The organism is Lysinibacillus sp. RS10 (assembly GCF_041956855.1).
Taxonomy (GTDB): domain Bacteria; phylum Bacillota; class Bacilli; order Bacillales_A; family Planococcaceae; genus Lysinibacillus; species Lysinibacillus xylanilyticus_A.
In genome coordinates, this window is sequence record NZ_CP167122.1 from 2,407,919 (window position 1) to 2,424,064 (window position 16,146).

At 36.6% G+C, this 16,146-nt stretch carries 16 protein-coding genes; 1 reads left to right on the top strand and 15 read right to left on the bottom strand.

All coding sequences use genetic code 11. The features are described from left to right. Positions 1-84: 84 nt before the first annotated feature. From ACB089_RS12290 to ACB089_RS12305, 4 genes are all read right to left on the bottom strand, one after another. Positions 85-789: a hypothetical protein gene (locus ACB089_RS12290; RefSeq protein WP_374966653.1), complete on the bottom strand. Its 705-nt coding sequence runs from the start codon at positions 787-789 to the stop codon at positions 85-87. Positions 790-807: 18 nt separating this feature from the next. Next, positions 808-1,653: a GIY-YIG nuclease family protein gene (locus tag ACB089_RS12295; RefSeq protein ID WP_374966654.1), complete on the bottom strand. Its 846-nt coding sequence runs from the start codon at positions 1,651-1,653 to the stop codon at positions 808-810. A gap of 153 nt (positions 1,654-1,806) precedes the next feature. Then, positions 1,807-2,994 (bottom strand): hypothetical protein, encoded by a 1,188-nt coding sequence (locus ACB089_RS12300; protein ID WP_374966655.1) that lies wholly within the window; start codon positions 2,992-2,994, stop codon positions 1,807-1,809. Positions 2,995-3,095: 101 nt separating this feature from the next. Then, a complete protein-coding gene (locus ACB089_RS12305) occupies positions 3,096-3,920 on the bottom strand; it encodes a LysR family transcriptional regulator (RefSeq protein WP_374966656.1) in 825 nt (274 codons plus the stop codon). A 266-nt stretch (positions 3,921-4,186) separates the two neighbouring features. Here ACB089_RS12305 and ACB089_RS12310 point away from each other — a divergent pair, with 266 nt between their 5' ends. Further along, positions 4,187-4,945, top strand: coding sequence for an SDR family NAD(P)-dependent oxidoreductase (locus ACB089_RS12310; RefSeq protein ID WP_374966657.1), 759 nt, complete (start codon positions 4,187-4,189; stop codon positions 4,943-4,945). On the opposite strand, the gene ACB089_RS12315 is transcribed toward ACB089_RS12310, so the two are convergent. The 11 genes from ACB089_RS12315 to ACB089_RS12365 form a co-directional block, all read right to left on the bottom strand. Further along, positions 4,946-5,356 carry a hypothetical protein gene (locus ACB089_RS12315; RefSeq protein WP_374966658.1) on the bottom strand — a complete coding sequence of 137 codons (411 nt, stop codon included), beginning with the start codon at positions 5,354-5,356 and terminating at the stop codon, positions 4,946-4,948. A 278-nt stretch (positions 5,357-5,634) separates the two neighbouring features. Continuing rightward, positions 5,635-5,862: a hypothetical protein gene (locus ACB089_RS12320; protein ID WP_374966659.1), complete on the bottom strand. Its 228-nt coding sequence runs from the start codon at positions 5,860-5,862 to the stop codon at positions 5,635-5,637. A gap of 335 nt (positions 5,863-6,197) precedes the next feature. Beyond that, positions 6,198-7,502, bottom strand: coding sequence for a PQQ-binding-like beta-propeller repeat protein (locus tag ACB089_RS12325; RefSeq protein WP_374966660.1), 1,305 nt, complete (start codon positions 7,500-7,502; stop codon positions 6,198-6,200). Positions 7,503-7,825: 323 nt separating this feature from the next. Further along, entirely contained in the window at positions 7,826-8,236 is a 411-nt protein-coding gene (locus ACB089_RS12330) for a hypothetical protein (protein WP_374966661.1), read from the bottom strand. A 172-nt stretch (positions 8,237-8,408) separates the two neighbouring features. Continuing rightward, a complete protein-coding gene (locus tag ACB089_RS12335; RefSeq protein WP_374966662.1) occupies positions 8,409-10,091 on the bottom strand; it encodes a DUF6138 family protein in 1,683 nt (560 codons plus the stop codon). Between the two features lie 507 nt (positions 10,092-10,598). Further along, entirely contained in the window at positions 10,599-11,435 is an 837-nt protein-coding gene (locus tag ACB089_RS12340) for a CbrC family protein (protein ID WP_374966663.1), read from the bottom strand. A gap of 34 nt (positions 11,436-11,469) precedes the next feature. Then, positions 11,470-11,847: a hypothetical protein gene (locus ACB089_RS12345; RefSeq protein ID WP_374966664.1), complete on the bottom strand. Its 378-nt coding sequence runs from the start codon at positions 11,845-11,847 to the stop codon at positions 11,470-11,472. 502 nt (positions 11,848-12,349) lie between these two features. After that, positions 12,350-13,786 carry a proline--tRNA ligase gene (gene proS / locus ACB089_RS12350; protein ID WP_374966665.1) on the bottom strand — a complete coding sequence of 479 codons (1,437 nt, stop codon included), beginning with the start codon at positions 13,784-13,786 and terminating at the stop codon, positions 12,350-12,352. A gap of 752 nt (positions 13,787-14,538) precedes the next feature. Continuing rightward, positions 14,539-15,084 (bottom strand): TVP38/TMEM64 family protein, encoded by a 546-nt coding sequence (locus tag ACB089_RS12355; protein ID WP_374966666.1) that lies wholly within the window; start codon positions 15,082-15,084, stop codon positions 14,539-14,541. Between the two features lie 130 nt (positions 15,085-15,214). Continuing rightward, entirely contained in the window at positions 15,215-15,385 is a 171-nt protein-coding gene (locus tag ACB089_RS12360) for a transcriptional regulator (protein WP_068984237.1), read from the bottom strand. Positions 15,386-15,923: 538 nt separating this feature from the next. Then, positions 15,924-16,073 carry a transcriptional regulator gene (locus ACB089_RS12365; protein WP_374966667.1) on the bottom strand — a complete coding sequence of 50 codons (150 nt, stop codon included), beginning with the start codon at positions 16,071-16,073 and terminating at the stop codon, positions 15,924-15,926. Between the last annotated feature and the right edge of the window lie 73 nt (positions 16,074-16,146).

Here is a 16,146-nt window from a genome sequence, read left to right on the forward strand (position 1 = left end):
CTCAGCATAATTGCGTCCGGAGTCGGCTTTCTGCTAGCACAAAGAACCCCTTCCCGAATCTGTGACATCCACCAGCGGCTTAACTTATTTCAGCGGATGATTGGACACCTGCTGAAATAAGTTAAATTGATAATAATCATTAGTAATTGTCTCTGTTTCAAAAGCCATAGATTTAAATTGTTCAAATCCTCTTTTTTTCAAAAATGCTTTTAAATCTTCAATCATTATCTGCTCATATTGGTTATCTCTTTTGATAAAATTCAATGCTTCATATAAATCTTCCCATGTGACATAAGCAAATGATACCTCATCCGTAACTTTTGGTAGTGAAGCATTGTATATCACTTGGCAACTGCCTTGAGGTGCGATAAATATTAAAATTTTCGGTTTTTTACCACGACTTTGTAAAACTCTAGCCTCCCGAGATAATTGATTTTCACTCTCTTCTGGCGCTACAAATCCTTTCTCTTTATCATCTGACGATAACCCACTTAAATACTTTACTTCAATTCCTATTAACAACTCAGGAAAATCTATAACAACATCAAGCTCACCATCTTGATGATACGGCCAAAACTCTACATTCGGAGACCAATGATCATAGGTGAGCTTTGCAATAGATGTACGCAGCTCGCTAGGCTTTAACGTTCTACTTAGCAAAGCACCTAAACCTTTATGAAAGCCCATATATCGTAAAGTACCGAAAAATGTTCCTGTTAAATAATCCTCTAATCGATCTGATAAGTTATTACTAGATTCACTTATTTTACCGTGTACATCAGCAAGCATGTCTTCACCTCAATGTCTTTAATTATGATTATAGCCAAATGGAATGGTTTGTAGCTTACGTTTAAAACTGTTTTCAATTTCAATCGCTTCTAATGCTGTGATATCTTTTGGCAGCACTTTTAAAATTGTATATTGGAACTGTAAATGCGCTTTGGGATTGTTGGCATGTAGCTGCTTAAAAGCTAGATTGCCTCCATGAATCGTTGTAGCATAATCTGACCACCGACCGAGTAAACCGTTTTTATTATAGGAAGAACCGATATATATTTTTCCGTTAGAGCAATCTGTGATAGCGTAAATCGCATTAATCGAGCTTAAAGCAATATGCCAGTCCGCAAATGTTTGAGGATCATCAACGATTTGTTGTAGCTTATCAAAAGTTAATAGAACATTTTCATATCCTGGAAAGATAAATTGACTCGTATTAACTAGCTGGGTGATGATTTTTTCGTTCGTTCCTTTTTGATACCATTTTACTGCAGCTTTGCCCCATTCAATAAATAATTTATTTTCATATGGACGTAATGGGTCATTTGGGATTTCAAACAAAGGGTGCATGATTTCATCTTTATAAGGCTCTAGCAAAAATGGTGAACAATCATCGGAAACATTTGGTACCTCACCATGTCTCACTTCATACGATGTTAAATATTTAGCAGTCGTGCGATCATCTGCAGAAAAGACAATCACATGATCATAGACATCAAAAAAATGAAGCGGTTGTTTTTGCGTATATTCACGTAAAAAGCCGTCGCGATACGCTTTGATAAATCGTTCGTGTTTTAATGAATGACGAATAAGTAATGTTTTATTCATGTTATAGTTGCAACGCTGTAATAAATCAGATAAATAGAAATGAGCCATTTTCTTATCCCCTTTTTAAAAGTTTATCACTTTGTAAATGCTATGCTAATTCGTTCTTTACTTTCGATTTTCTTATTAGTTTACATAATATATTTATTTTTGTTTTGTGAACAATTACTAGACAAGATCAAGCCTCTGGGTGATGTCACGAATTTACACTTTTAACACATAGGTATTCTCAGTCATCGAAACCAATTCACCTATTAAATTTCCCATTTCTTTTATGCATATTGACGGTTCATCAATAGCAGGTTGATTTGCTAGTTCTAAATAAAATAAGGTGTTTTCTTCATCCACTTTTTTAATTACAATTGGTTGATTTATTGTCATGACATCATTTTTTACTTGTAGCTTTACAAATGTTTTATGGAATGTCAGCTCATTCATTACAACCATATTCATTGGATCAAATCCTACAACTTTGATAGAACCGATTGCTACAATTTTTGAGACATTTTTCTTTGTAAAATTTTCGATTTCCTTTTGCTTACGTATATCCATTTCTTTCGATAACTGAAATGCTTTTTCACTGATTTCAATGGATGGGACCGGAATGGTACTAACATACTGTAAAAGGATTTCAAATAATGGCTTGGATGTACAGAAAAAATCTTTCTTCCAATTTGGTTCAAATATATCAAGCAATAGGCAGCACGCTAATCCAGATGAATAACAACTTTGTCGAACATTCAGTGTCGAAGCTTTAATATCATGCAGATCATGGATAAAATCTCTCCGTATATCATCAGGCATGACGTTTTGATAAGCCTGATATTCTACATAAAATGCTGGGCCTTCAATTGTTTCAAGAAAATTTTCATACGCTACATATTCTGGGAATTTCTCTTGTCTACTTTTTCTAAAAGATACAAATTGTTGAGTATAGTATTCTTTTTCATATATTTCTTGGACGTTAAGTGCATTCCATAGTGCGATCCTTTCTTGATTTCTTATTTCAATATTTTCTGGGTGATTTGTATATGTAGCGCCAACTATTTCATTGGCAAACCTTGATTCCTCATTGAGATATTGAGAACCATGAAATAATTCATGCACTAAAATAGAATATAATAATTCATCTGTATCGTAATATGAAATATCGATAATAGCAGTAGGTATTTTCTCAAATAAGATAAGTGTACACCCGTTGAAATCATCCGTTTTATCAAGAACTACATACGATTTAGGAGTATGATCTGTATAATTAGGATGATTAAATAAATAGACAATCTTGTCATTAAAAATTGCAAAAGGTATCGTTTTAAACCCTACCCAATAATCATGTAAATCGAATGCTTGTAAATACTTTTCTAAAGTGCTAATTCTTTCAACAATATGCATTTTGATCTCCTAGTATTTATGTCGTATTCAACCTTTATCAATTCATACCCTTTAGCTTTTTCAGTAATTTTAATCTTTAATAACTCGCTGTATAGTAGATGTTATATCCTCTGTAAAAAATCAATAAATTTCTTTAGACTTTGCGATTGCTGTTTTCTATGTTTGATAATGAAGTCTATCTTGATTGTTTCAGAAAGCTCCTGATATTGAATAGATTTTTTCCGACTGTTTGCGACGTCTGCAGGTATTATACTGATCCCAAGTCCATCGTGAACTGCTTGAAGAATAGATTCTAGTGAATCAAACTCTATTATGGATTGATTCTCTTTGAAAAGATCCAATGTTTTATTTCTATATAGGCAATTTTTATCACTATTTACAATTAAAGTTTGACGATGTTGCTTTTCAAATTCTTTATTTTTTGGTGAAATAAGTGCGAGTTTCTCAAAATAGCTATAAACGGTTTCAAACTGTGCGTGATTACATGGACCCTTTATAAAAATACCATCGAGCTCTCCCAAAGTAAGCATGTCTTGTAACTTTTCCTGATCATTCGTTTTTACTTTTACATCAATATTTGTTTGTTCACTCAAAAAAGAAGAAAATAATTGAGGTATTTTAACTGCAGAAATCGTTTGAGAAGCACCTATTACAAGAGATTCTCTCCATTTTTTTGGATTAACTAATGACTTGGCTTCATCCATTAAAAGCATAATTTGAATTGTATACTCTAGTAAGACTTTACCCTCCTCCGTTAATGTTACTCCCCTATTATTACGCTTAAATAACCTTACCCCCAGTTCTTCTTCCAACACTTTAATACGCTGACTAACATTAGGTTGTACATAACCCAATTTTTCAGCAGCTTTAGATACTGACTGTAGTTCTGCAACATGTTTAAAAATCCACAAATCATGACTTTCCAAGAATAATATCCCTCTCATTGATATCATTTAAAATGATACCTTCTTCATTATTCAGTATTATACACTTCATATTCATAAAAATATAATAGAAACATGACTCATCACCAAAAGTTATGGGTGACATCTTTTGGTGGCCCGAGACCCTGCAGTGAAGCGGCTTATCAGACGCCAAAGGAAAGCGTACAGTTGGAACGGAGATCAATCACACGTCATAGTGATGAGCTAGAAACCTATTAAAAATCCAAATAAAGTAAGGATGTTTTAGCATGGAACTAAAAGATAAAGTAGTTCTCATAACGGGTGGCGGCACTGGTGTTGGGAGAGCAACAGCTGTAAAGTTAGCAGCTGAAGGTGCAAAAGTTGTCATTAATTATAGTCGTTCTGAAAAAGAAGCTTTCGAAGTTGTACATGAGATTACACATCTAGGAGGAACAGCAATGGCTTATAAAGCAAATGTAGCGATTGCAAAAGAGGTGAATGATTTAGTATCCTATATTGCAGAAACTTTCGGGACGATTGATGCATTAATAAATAATGCGAGTATTACTGCTCAAATAGCTTTAGATGACTTAGATGCTGTAACAGATGAAATAAGGGATACCCTTTTCAGTGTAAATGTGAAAGGAATGTTTCATTGCGTAAAAGCTGTTGTTCCTTATATGAAGAAGCAACAATCGGGTGTGATTGTGAATATGGGGAGCGTAGCGGGAATGACCGGAATAGGCTCATCAATCCCCTATGCAGCAACAAAATCTGCCATTCACACAATGACCAGATCGTTAGCTATCGCATTAGCACCTACTATTAGAGTGAATTGTATATCTCCAGGTGCCATTGAAACAAGATGGTGGTCTGGTAATGAAGATAAAATGTATCAACTTGCAGGTAACTTACCACTTTCTTGGTCGTATGCTTGCTTCAATTGCTGTAATAACGCTGGAACATTCTCTCCAGAGCCCTTTGGTCCTGTCAGATTTCCCAATACTGCACTCGTCAATTCAAGCAAAACGTACACTTCCCTCTAATTACCACTCACGCCAATCATCTGTTAACTCATAACGTTCCAGATTCTGGCTTTTAGCAAGGTCATCAACATCAAGTCCACAATGAATCAGCACTTGGTCAAAATAGTCGCAAAGCTCCTCTCGTTCTCCAGTTTCAATTAATCCGCCTCCACCCACCTCATTAATCTCATTTAGGGCAAGTACCGCCGTTTCAATAGATTTCATAATTGCAGGATAGCTATCTGGGTGATTTGGTAGTTTCGCAATGGATGCTGCATACTGCTCTAGCACCATTTCCGTCTGATGAATAAAACTATCTGGAAACAATTCCGCGTAAATACAGTCATCTTTCTCAATCAATCCAGCAGTAAATTCTTCCTCTTCTTCTCTTTTAGCATTGCGCCAGCGTGATGTTGGTCGAATATCTTGCATAGTCCATTCCCCTTTATCTTGAGTTTCTAATTAGTAAAAAATCCCTCTATAAAAGCCTTTATAATTTAGAGTATTGCGTAGATCGTAACAGTTATTTTAAACATAACTCACTACCATTCACGTTCCTTAATGCGTCTTCAATATCCATTAATCCAATATCGCCCTAGAAAATAAATCATGTATCTTTTCATCATTTTCACACGCTTGTTTAAATCCAGCAAGGAATCGAAACAATGCGCACATATTCAATAATTTTTTTGGCATAATCCAACTCCCTCTCAATCATCTTGTAATTCAGCTAAACAAGTATCTTGTAACTCTTGTGATGTTTGGCAAACAATAATGCCTTCCTCATGAATCACTAAATCAATCAACTCTTTTGCTTCCTTTAAAGAACATCCTGATAAATCTATCAATTCTTTCATAAAAGGCAGATAATAACGTTTTGCAAATTTTTCTCTATATTTATCAGAATCTATTGTTGTGTTGCCAATCGAATAAAACATACTTTCACTTCCTTAGATATGCTGTAAGTGAGTTTCGATTTCATAAATAGATGATATTAAGCATTCGTAGTAATTATCTTTGCTATCTTCAACAAGAGTTAGATCTACATTGTATAATCTAACTCTTGTTCCTAGCCAAATCTTTTCTTCATCCCAGATGTTAATTAAAGGAATCCATTTAGATGTTTCCATCGTGACACTTCTAACAATTAATTACTTTTACTAACACTTGAAGTTTAGACTAAACGCAAACTATTATATGTATCTGTCATTTCAAATACATATGATTTTGATAAAAAAGAACCTTATCGTTTCGTCGATTTTGCCTATAAAAACTACCAGTACAGTGGTTGTTGAGTATCCCAGAAAATCCAGCGGTACGATTCACGTATTGAACTTGTGCTAATCTCATACGGACTTGGCTCTGTACTAGTCAAATCAAGTACATGTAGCGTTCCATTGTATGTACCGACAAGTAATATTGTCTCGTCAGAGTTTAATGCCATACCACTAATTGTCCCAGATACGAAGTAACGCCAAAGTTCATTCCCCTCCAAATCAATCATTCGTAAATAACCATATGCGTCACCCATAATGTTGCCCCCTTGCACTGCAACACCGGCATATACACGCATACTATCATCTATTGAAGGGGGTTCTTCATTATTGTACTGTTCAAGATCATGGAGTGAAATACCTAGCGTACATCCATTGTAAAAATGACATGCATTGAACAAAACATGCTCATCATTGGCACTGAACAAGCTGTAATGCGGATAACTCGACATCGGTTCAAACGAGTGCGTAACATACTTTTCCATATCCAGCAACATATGCTCGCTGTCTTGACTTCCATAAGCCAGCCATCTGCCGCTTCGCGAAACAGCTCCATGTGGCATCGCTAAACTTGCTGTCAAGTCATCATCTTCCCTTGCCCACTCCCGTATAATTTCCACTGTCGGGTGTAACAAGAGGGCACCTGTTTCCTCAATCAAATAGATGCCGTCATGCGACACCATCAACAACTTCGTGCCATCAGCGAATGGAATGACATCTGCGCTTCGATAGCTTTCTGGCTGTAAGGTCTCAATGTCGGGGTATTTTTCGCGCAATTGGTCGATGATTGTCGCCCATGTGTATGTAGCCAGCAGAGCACCGTTCAACTCTCGATCAGGCTCGCGTACGATACGAACTCCTTGCTCATCCATCAAAGCAATGTCGCGCCCATTCGGAGAACAACTTGCCGCTTGTACATGCTCGATACGGTTTGCTTCCTGTTTATCCATCACATAGACAGTGCGTGATAAATCTTCATTTTGCGCTGCAACAAGTAATGCACCATCACGTAGAAACGCAATTGGATAAACAGCTCGCATTAGTTGGCTGTGCGTTTCCTGAAAAGGCCAAGAAGCAGCTGGAAACTGTTCACGGAGCGTTTCCAGATCCTTTGTTCTATTCGCCTCTTTAATAAATTTGTACACTTGCGAAGCTAATTGTCCACGTGAATCTTCAGACGGCTCCTCTCCAGGTGTCTCCCAGTTGCTTTCTAATCCTCTGCGCACGTAGGCATTAATCTCACTTGCATAACGTAACCCCTCATCTCGCCATTTCTGGGATAATTGTAAAGTATCATTTGTCATTGTAGTAGCCTCCTTGTTAATTAACTGACCTAATCATGTTTTACGCTTTTCTCATTATTCTGAACGCATCCTAACCGAAGCCAACTATCCGGCATAAGACCATCACATTGAAATCGGATTGAGGCTCCTTTTCTAACAGATAGAAGATGCCATTTCGCGTCCATCCTCAGGTAAAAGCCCATAGTCGCCATGCAGCAAACGCTACACCCCAACCACCACTGACAAGCACACATTCTTTTTCTAAATCAAGCAACAAACTATGCCTATATTGCCGGGTATCACTGTGCGACAGCGGATTGAAACATCAGCAGGTACGGTTTTTCTCATGAAAAAGGACTCTCTTCAACATTGGGTAAATCGCCGCGTTCGTAACTTTCCTTCATTTCAAGAACAAAACTGTTAACTCGGCCCGTCACAAGGAAGCCAACAATCAGCCTTACATCATCGGATGCATAGGCGGCTAGGTCAGAGTGACTAGTCTGTCCAATGATTGTTTCGTAAATTTGCTTACTGGCGCGATCCTGAAGCATCTCTATCTCCTTTCGATCCGCCACCAATATACTGTCAATGATAGCTGTCAGGTCGCCATGTGCAGCCATCCATTGTGAATCAAACGGATCGGCATCCCGCTGATCCAGGTACTGATCAATTACATCAGGATTGCCATATTTCGGATTAACTTCATAAGTGGACAACAACTCGATCCAAGCAGTAGTATGATTAATATCTAACAATAGAATCCTCCTCTTTCTTGATTTTTTATCAAAAGCAACTGCGATTTTAACTATCTTGCAGCTATTTTGCTCTCGATGCTAAAAATGACATTTTGCTAGCATCTCCTCAACATTGCACTTCCTACTCTACAGAGATGTCTTGCCTTTTAAAGTACTAAGGAAAGCTAACCCATTAATAATCTTCCATCCAACCTAGAAATTTTTCTAGCATTTCTTGGATTGGCGCTGATTCTTTTTTAATGCGCTGTGCTAGATCCTCCATATTACCAAAAATTTGATATAACACATAGCTACGTTGGTAATCTTCTTTGTTCTCCAGTTGATGTATCAATTCAGCTAGCAATTCCAGTTCATCAACGTGAATTCCTTTTAACTGCTCGAGGTCCCCCTCATTTGCGCTAAGTAAAATGTCAATCAGTACAGGCATCCGTTCTACTGATAGTTCGTGCATGTTAAGAAAAGCTTCTGCATAGTTATTTTGTACAAGCTGGTGCTCTGAATCAACAAGTGACATATAGCTTTGCACAAGGGGAAAATAAGCATCACTATAAAGCCCTAAACCAAATACAGCATATGTTCCAGGCATAGCGGATAGCTCGCTAGGCTCCACGTCCTCATACCATGCATATTCCTCCATTGCCACTTTTGCATAGTCGGCAATCAATGGGAACAGGTTTGGATACGCAAAGCAATTTGCAAAAAATTGATGCAGCTCAGTTTTCGCAAGACCTTGAATCGGTAAATAGCTTTCTTCCTGACTCTCTAACTGTAAACTATAGCCCTTGATAAAGCCCGCTTGTAACAAATCGATGATGTATTGCAACGCTTCACGATAGGCTTCTTCTTCCTCAACAATGATGTGAATTGAAATGAGTTTTCGAATATCATTGGCTGTTCCTTGAAAGCGCGCACTTTTCCTACTATGTTCAAAATGATTACTGCCATTTTGTAAATAATCCTCCGCCTCTTGTGAGCCAAGTTGCTGCGCCAATTCAAGATATTGCATACGTGTATCAGGTTCTTTAGATCCGATTTGTAAGGCAATATAAACGAAGAACTCTAGCTCCTTCTGTTTAGGTCTAGCCTCTGAGTTTAGTATCCATTTCGTTACATATTCTCCTGTTTCCTCAAAATAAACCGATAAAATATACTCCTCTGCCCAAGCTTTAAATGCCAATGTATAATCATATATCCACTGTTTTAAGCGTTCTTCATTCCCGCTATACTTCTCCAATAACTTTTGCATTAACGGTTCGATATCAGCTACGCGCTGATGGAAAAAATGAGGATTGACTAGGCAACGAGCAAAGAAAAATCCATCTTTCTTACCAGGACATACAGGTAAATCAGCCATCACTTTTGTTTCAATAAAAGTAGCTAACGTTTGTTTCGCTAATGTGAATTTGTCGTTATTTAGTAGCTCTTTTTGATAGCAAATCGCACGTCCCTCATGCTCAAATTCCAATATAAGTTGAAGGCGATAATCAAAAAGCCTCGCATGATATTCATCGGATTGGAAAACCGCATCCATTTTGGCACATAAAGCGGAAAATAATTCTTCTATTTGGTTGATGTCTGATATCTCTTGTATGTAATCGCCCGCTGCTACTTTATAAGCATCATCACGCCAACTAAATGGCTCGTATGTATAAATCGAAATCGTTCCATAATGAGGGGTTCCACATTGTAATTTATTCAATTTTTCTGATGTCCATTTCACCTTTATATAATGATTAACCCCTATATGGAGCCGGCTCCAGTCCTTCGTTTTACTAATTCGGTCGTTTTCCTGCTGATAAAAGCGCTCTAACTGTTGCCATACATCCGCCAAAAACTGTTCTATATACTGTGACAAATTCATTTCCCCCATTCGATTGTTTGGATATAAAGTTCCATAATTACTATTTTGTCAGTATTTGTCTTCGCCTCGCAAAAAAGGACAATCGTGATTTCTTAATTATCAAACTACAAGTACCTAATTTTTGCACCAAAACCACGACTATCCTTGTATTACATTTCAAATCCATCAATTCATCAATTCATCTTGTACCAAAAAGAAATCAATGTACTTTTACTCACCATTCTTTTAGATAGAGTTATTACACTAGTCCGTCCTGAACAGCCAATTGACAAGGATTATCGCAAGGATGAAGTCGATGCCTTACCGACTATCCAGATGCTTGAAAATGTCTTCTTCCAATCTATAAAACAAGCGAATTTCGCTAAAATGAAACAAATAATCTCCATGAAATTCATCTGCTGTTTCTTGGTCATTTCTCCGCACTAGCTAGTGTAGTAACTTTGGTACATTTTCTCCAGAGCCATGGTCAACTTCCCCATACTTCACCAATGTAACCTAGATTTAATCAAAGTCGGAATACAGAATGTATTGCTGACATTCTAAGCATTGAAATAAATAACCTTGATGCGAGCCATTATTACGCAAAGTAGCGGCTAGCTCATCTTTGGTATGACCATTAAAATGTTCAAACTCCTCCGTAATGCCCATCTCCACTAGCTCTTGCCAGCCAACATAACCGATAAATGTGCAATAATCCGTACAATGGGCTACCCAGTCATTTCCTTGCCAACTAATATAGCCAGGTGTTCGATGCAACACTTCATCTGTATAGTCATCATTCTTCACAAGCTCGGAATTTAATAAATCTTGCTGAAATTGACCATCAAATTTTTGTGCAGCCAGCCCACTATGAATACAGCTTGGACAAAGATATTCCACCTCTTTAATCGCATAAATGCCTATAGTACAATAAATGTCCACTTCTTGCTCACAGCAGTCGCAAACAACTAATTCACCCGTTTTAAAAATATTCGCTTGTATTGGATTCGGCATATATTTAAATGTTGGTAATGGTATTTTCAGCTCCGCTTGCTCCTGAATGACACGTGGCACTAGTGGCTTTACAGTTTGTGGATTGTCAATCCAATATTTAATCGCGCCGTATTTTTTCTGATCTTTTTTATTACGTAAATCCATAACGGATGTAAAAATTTTGTATGCCGCGTCATAGATTTTCAACATACAGAAAATTTCGACGAGCATGCGCAAATTTACCTCTGTTCGCTCCGCTTTTTGAACTTGCTCCCTTAGCGTATGCATGGCGTTAATTGCTTTGTCATTCTTTGCATCAAACGTCTTTCTTTGCTCTTGCCATTGCGCAATAAGATTTTCTGTCATTTCTTATCCACCTCTCGACATACGATTTAATGATTTAGAAAATCTCCCCCTCACCACTCACATCAAAAAAACCGACTCCATGCTTTTTTGCAAGCTCCTTCATCGTACTATATGCTTCATCCGCTACAGACCAGGCAAAAGCTGTGTAAATCACGGCATAACCAATACTATATTCAGTCAAACGACTCTCTAACTCGTCATCTTCATCCAATAATTCCTCATCCACCAGATTCATATTGGGGAATTGTTCCACCATATCCTGATACCATTTTTGTAATGCCGGTGTTGTAACTGTTATTGTTGCGTAATCATGTGGTTCAGCCCATTTTGTTTGTTCATCATACCATTGCAAAAATGTTTCTTTATTGTTTGGAGCTTGCTCTTTATCAAAGACCATTAAATCATAACTCATTGTTTTCACCCTCTACGAAAAAAGAATATATGTTCTGTTTTTATTTTAGCATACCAGCATTTTTTTGAAAACACAGAAAAAACATTGCTGAATCAAGATAAAAACACTGCATTTCCAGATGGAGATGCAGGGGAAAACGAGTCGTAAACAAACGAAAACAGAATTGAAAGAATGTCCCTACTACGATTGTTCTACTTATGTAGTCAAACATAGAGGGAAATGCACACGACACAGTATGAGTATAGTGGACATCACAGAAGTTGGATTACGAGCCATTCAAGCGTAAATAGCACTTGTCGATGATATGACCACCGACATTAAGGAATAATAAACAGCCAATCGTTCAGACGAAATCAAAACAATTAGAACAATTTTACAAGACTAAACAACAAGAGTTAGAAAAAATAACAGCCGTCACAGATAATCTATATATGGATTGGAAATATGAAGATATTACAAAAGCTGAATACTTGCGTTGCGTTTGAAAGCGAAATTTGACAACTTAATATGCCTGAGCAAACCAAACTGTATGTTTCGCTTCATTTCCACAGCAAATACACGTTGTTTTAGTAGTTGGTGGATGAAACGGAATATTACGAGACGTATATTTAGTCTCTTCTTTCACTTTTTCTTCGCACGCATCATTTCCACACCATCCAGCAAGCACCCAGCCTGGAATAGAGCCATTTTCCTTAGAAGTATTAATATGCTGCTGTAATTGAGGTAGCGTATCAATATGTGTATGAGCATTTGCATCGCGGAATTGGCGCGCTTTGTCAAATAAACGAGTTTGCATCGTTGTTAGTTCTTCTTCAATTGCAGAAACAATGTTGTTAAGATCAATCGCTTGTTTCTCATCTTCATCACGTGCTTTTAACATGGCTTGATTGTTTTCTAAGTCACGAGGTCCTAATTCAATTCGGACTGGTACACCTTTTAATTCCCATTCATTAAATTTAAAGCCTGGTGATTGATCGGAGTCATCAAGACGTACTCGAATTCCTTTCTTCTTAAGGACTGCATATATGTCATCTAGTTTCTCCATAATTTCAGGGGTCTTTTTCCATGGACCTACAGGTATTAAGACAACTTGGGTTGGTGCGATTCGTGGTGGTAAAATAAGACCCTGCTCATCACCGTGAACCATAATTACTGAACCTATTAAACGTGTGGAAGTCCCCCAAGATGTTGTGTGTACATATTCATGCTGATTGGCTTTATTTAAATATTTTATATCAAAAGCTTCAGCAAATTTTGTCCCTAAATAATGAGAGGTACCGGCTTGTACGGCCTTTCCATTTTTCATCATTGCTTCGATAGAATAAGTATCAACAGCCCCTGCAAAACGCTCTGAAGGTGTTTTTTGTCCATCATAGACAGGGATTGCCAGCAACTCCTCTACAACTTCCTTATAGATAGTTAACATTTGCATTGTTTCTTTACGCGCATCTTCTTCATCAACATGCGCTGTATGGCCCTCTTGCCACAAAAATTCAGATGTTCGAATGAACGGAAGTGTTTTCTTTTCCCAACGAAAGACATTTGCCCATTGATTAATCAAGACAGGTAAATCACGGTAACTATTGATCCAATTTGAATATAAATGACCAATCATTGTTTCAGATGTCGGACGAAGCGCTAAACGTTCTTCTAATTTCTCGCCTGCCGCCTCTGTTACCCAAGGAAGCTCAGGTGAGAAACCTTCGATATGCTCTTTTTCTTTTTGGAAGAAGGATTCAGGAATTAACATAGGGAAATAAGCGTTGCGGTGACCAGTCTCTTTAAAACGACGATCCATTTCTTCCTGAATATGTTCCCAAATTTCATAGCCGTCTGGTTTAAATGCGATACAGCCGCGAACCGGTGTATAATCCATTAAGTCTGCCTTTTGGATTGTATCAATGTACCATTTTGAAAAATCATTTTGTTGTGTTGTCATATTCTCTCCTCCATTTCTGTAACTTTACTTACTGAAAAATAAAAAGCACAAAGCTATCCTCCAAATAAGGACGTCTTTGTGCCGACTAAACGTGGTACCACCTTGAATTTAGTTTTAAGGAAATATTAAAACCCTCTAACGTTTTGTAACGAAAACGACTCGGTTATGTTTGCATAACACCTCCGTGGTAGGTTTCAGATAAGAAGCGGTGATATAGCTCTCAGCAATTGCTATATTTTCTGTTTCACATTTCTTACTTACTTGGCCACATCATCGATTGATATTTCATATAACTTTAGCAAAACTGTTAAATAATATCAATTATTTTTCGGGAAATATCAGAAAATTATTTCTATTGCTTGTAAACAGAATTGCTTTTAACTAATTCATAAATATTTCAAAGCAATCTTAATTAACAAAAAAGGGTTCCACAACAATAAAAAATGAGTGTCAAATACATCTGCAATTTGACACTCATTTTAATTGACATTTTCTGTATTCGCGATAGGAAACGGACCTCGTTCAAGAAAAATGCGTTTTTAGTTGCTGATCTTAGAGTTATTCCGTAAAATGGTTTTTCACCAAAAGTTGTAGATGGCATTTGTTAAATCGTATCCTATATATATAGGTTGAGCGGAGGCTGGACGTCCCTTGGAAAGCATCTAGTCGAAACGGAGATCAACCACATGCTATGATGATGAGCCACAAAATGCTCATTACTGGAATAATGCTCCCTTCGAATGCTTACTTCATCATGAAGACTTATTCTTTACCTTCCATAATAGAAAGAGAATCAAGATAACAACAATGATTATATATTTCCACTTCGAATCAATTTGCATAAAACCATATATTGCACCTGCTTCTATAATAAGTGAAGGTATTTTCCCTAACGTACTAGCAACTGTAAATATACCCAGTGAAACTTTTGAAAATGCACTTCCTAACGTAATAACACCAGATGGAGTAAATGGGAGAATTCTTAAGCATAAAATAACCCAAAATGCATTATATCCCTCAAGCTGCTTTAATTTTAAAATTACCGGATGTTGGTAATCCGTATGTCTCCATTTCTTTAACCCTTTTCTATATAAAAGAAAGCTAATGAGTGCGCCTAAACCCTCACCAATAATAGAAACGATTAAACCATTAAATAGACCAAAAATTGTTAGGTTTCCTGCTGTAATAAATACACTTGGTAATACACCTATAATGCTCACTAATATATTAATGAATAAACTTAAAAATACGGCAAACAGACCAGCCTGTTCTAATAATTGAAAAAATGTTTCTTGCATAATATATCTCTTTCTTATTTTTATATTAATCATAAAATAAAATTACAACATAAACAAATTTGGTTGATTTCTAATTATGAAATGACAAAAATGCCTTACTGTCACATACTGGCAGTAAGGCATTTATAAATTAAGAGACTTCATATTCTATTGGACCTCCCAATGATTTGGCTCGTTCATTGTAAGCATTTAGTTGCTCATGAGATAAGTTTAAAATATAATAGTGAAAATTTATTGGCTCTAGATCGTGTGTCTCACATACTTGTCGATAAAATTCATAGCCTTCACGATAATCTGTCATCCTAATAACTTCCTTTCATTTGTGCAGCTTCGTTATAATACTCTAATTGTTCTTGCGATAATTGATTGACATAATAATAGAAATTAATTGGTTCTAAATCAAATTGTTCGGATATTTTTAATCAATTTCGCCTTGGCGTAATTGCGTCCGGATTTTGAATTGTGCTGACACAATTCATTCCTATCGAAATCCGTGACATCCGCCGGAGGCTTTATCTTCATTCAGTAGGTGTTGGATCCCATTGAAAGGAAACCACTTCCTCGTTCATCTCACACTTTTAAAGGTGGTAGTCTTTTGCTGAATGAAGATATAATTCATAGCCAGATTTATAATGAGACATGTGCATTCGCTCCTTTTTGTTATATAACAGTTTTGTTATTTTTTAATAATATATAACAGATTATTTATTATGTCAACAAATTATCTGATATTTCTTTTAAATAAACGAAAGCCCAGTCCATTTAAGTTAGTATGGCTGGGCTCTTCATAAAATATTCAAGTCGGCTTCCGTAATAACCACATCCTTTATTAACAACTATTAAATATCTAATTGTTTTGCTTGCATATTATAAGCTGAAAGTTGCTGCTGTGATAACTGTAATACATAATAGCGGAATGAAATTGGCTCCAAACCATAGCGTTCACACATTTCACAATAAAAATCATAACCAACACGATACTTAGACATTAGAATTCCTCCCTGAACCAAACTGTTTTATAACAGTTGATATTATTTTTATTTAATATATAACAGTTTGTTT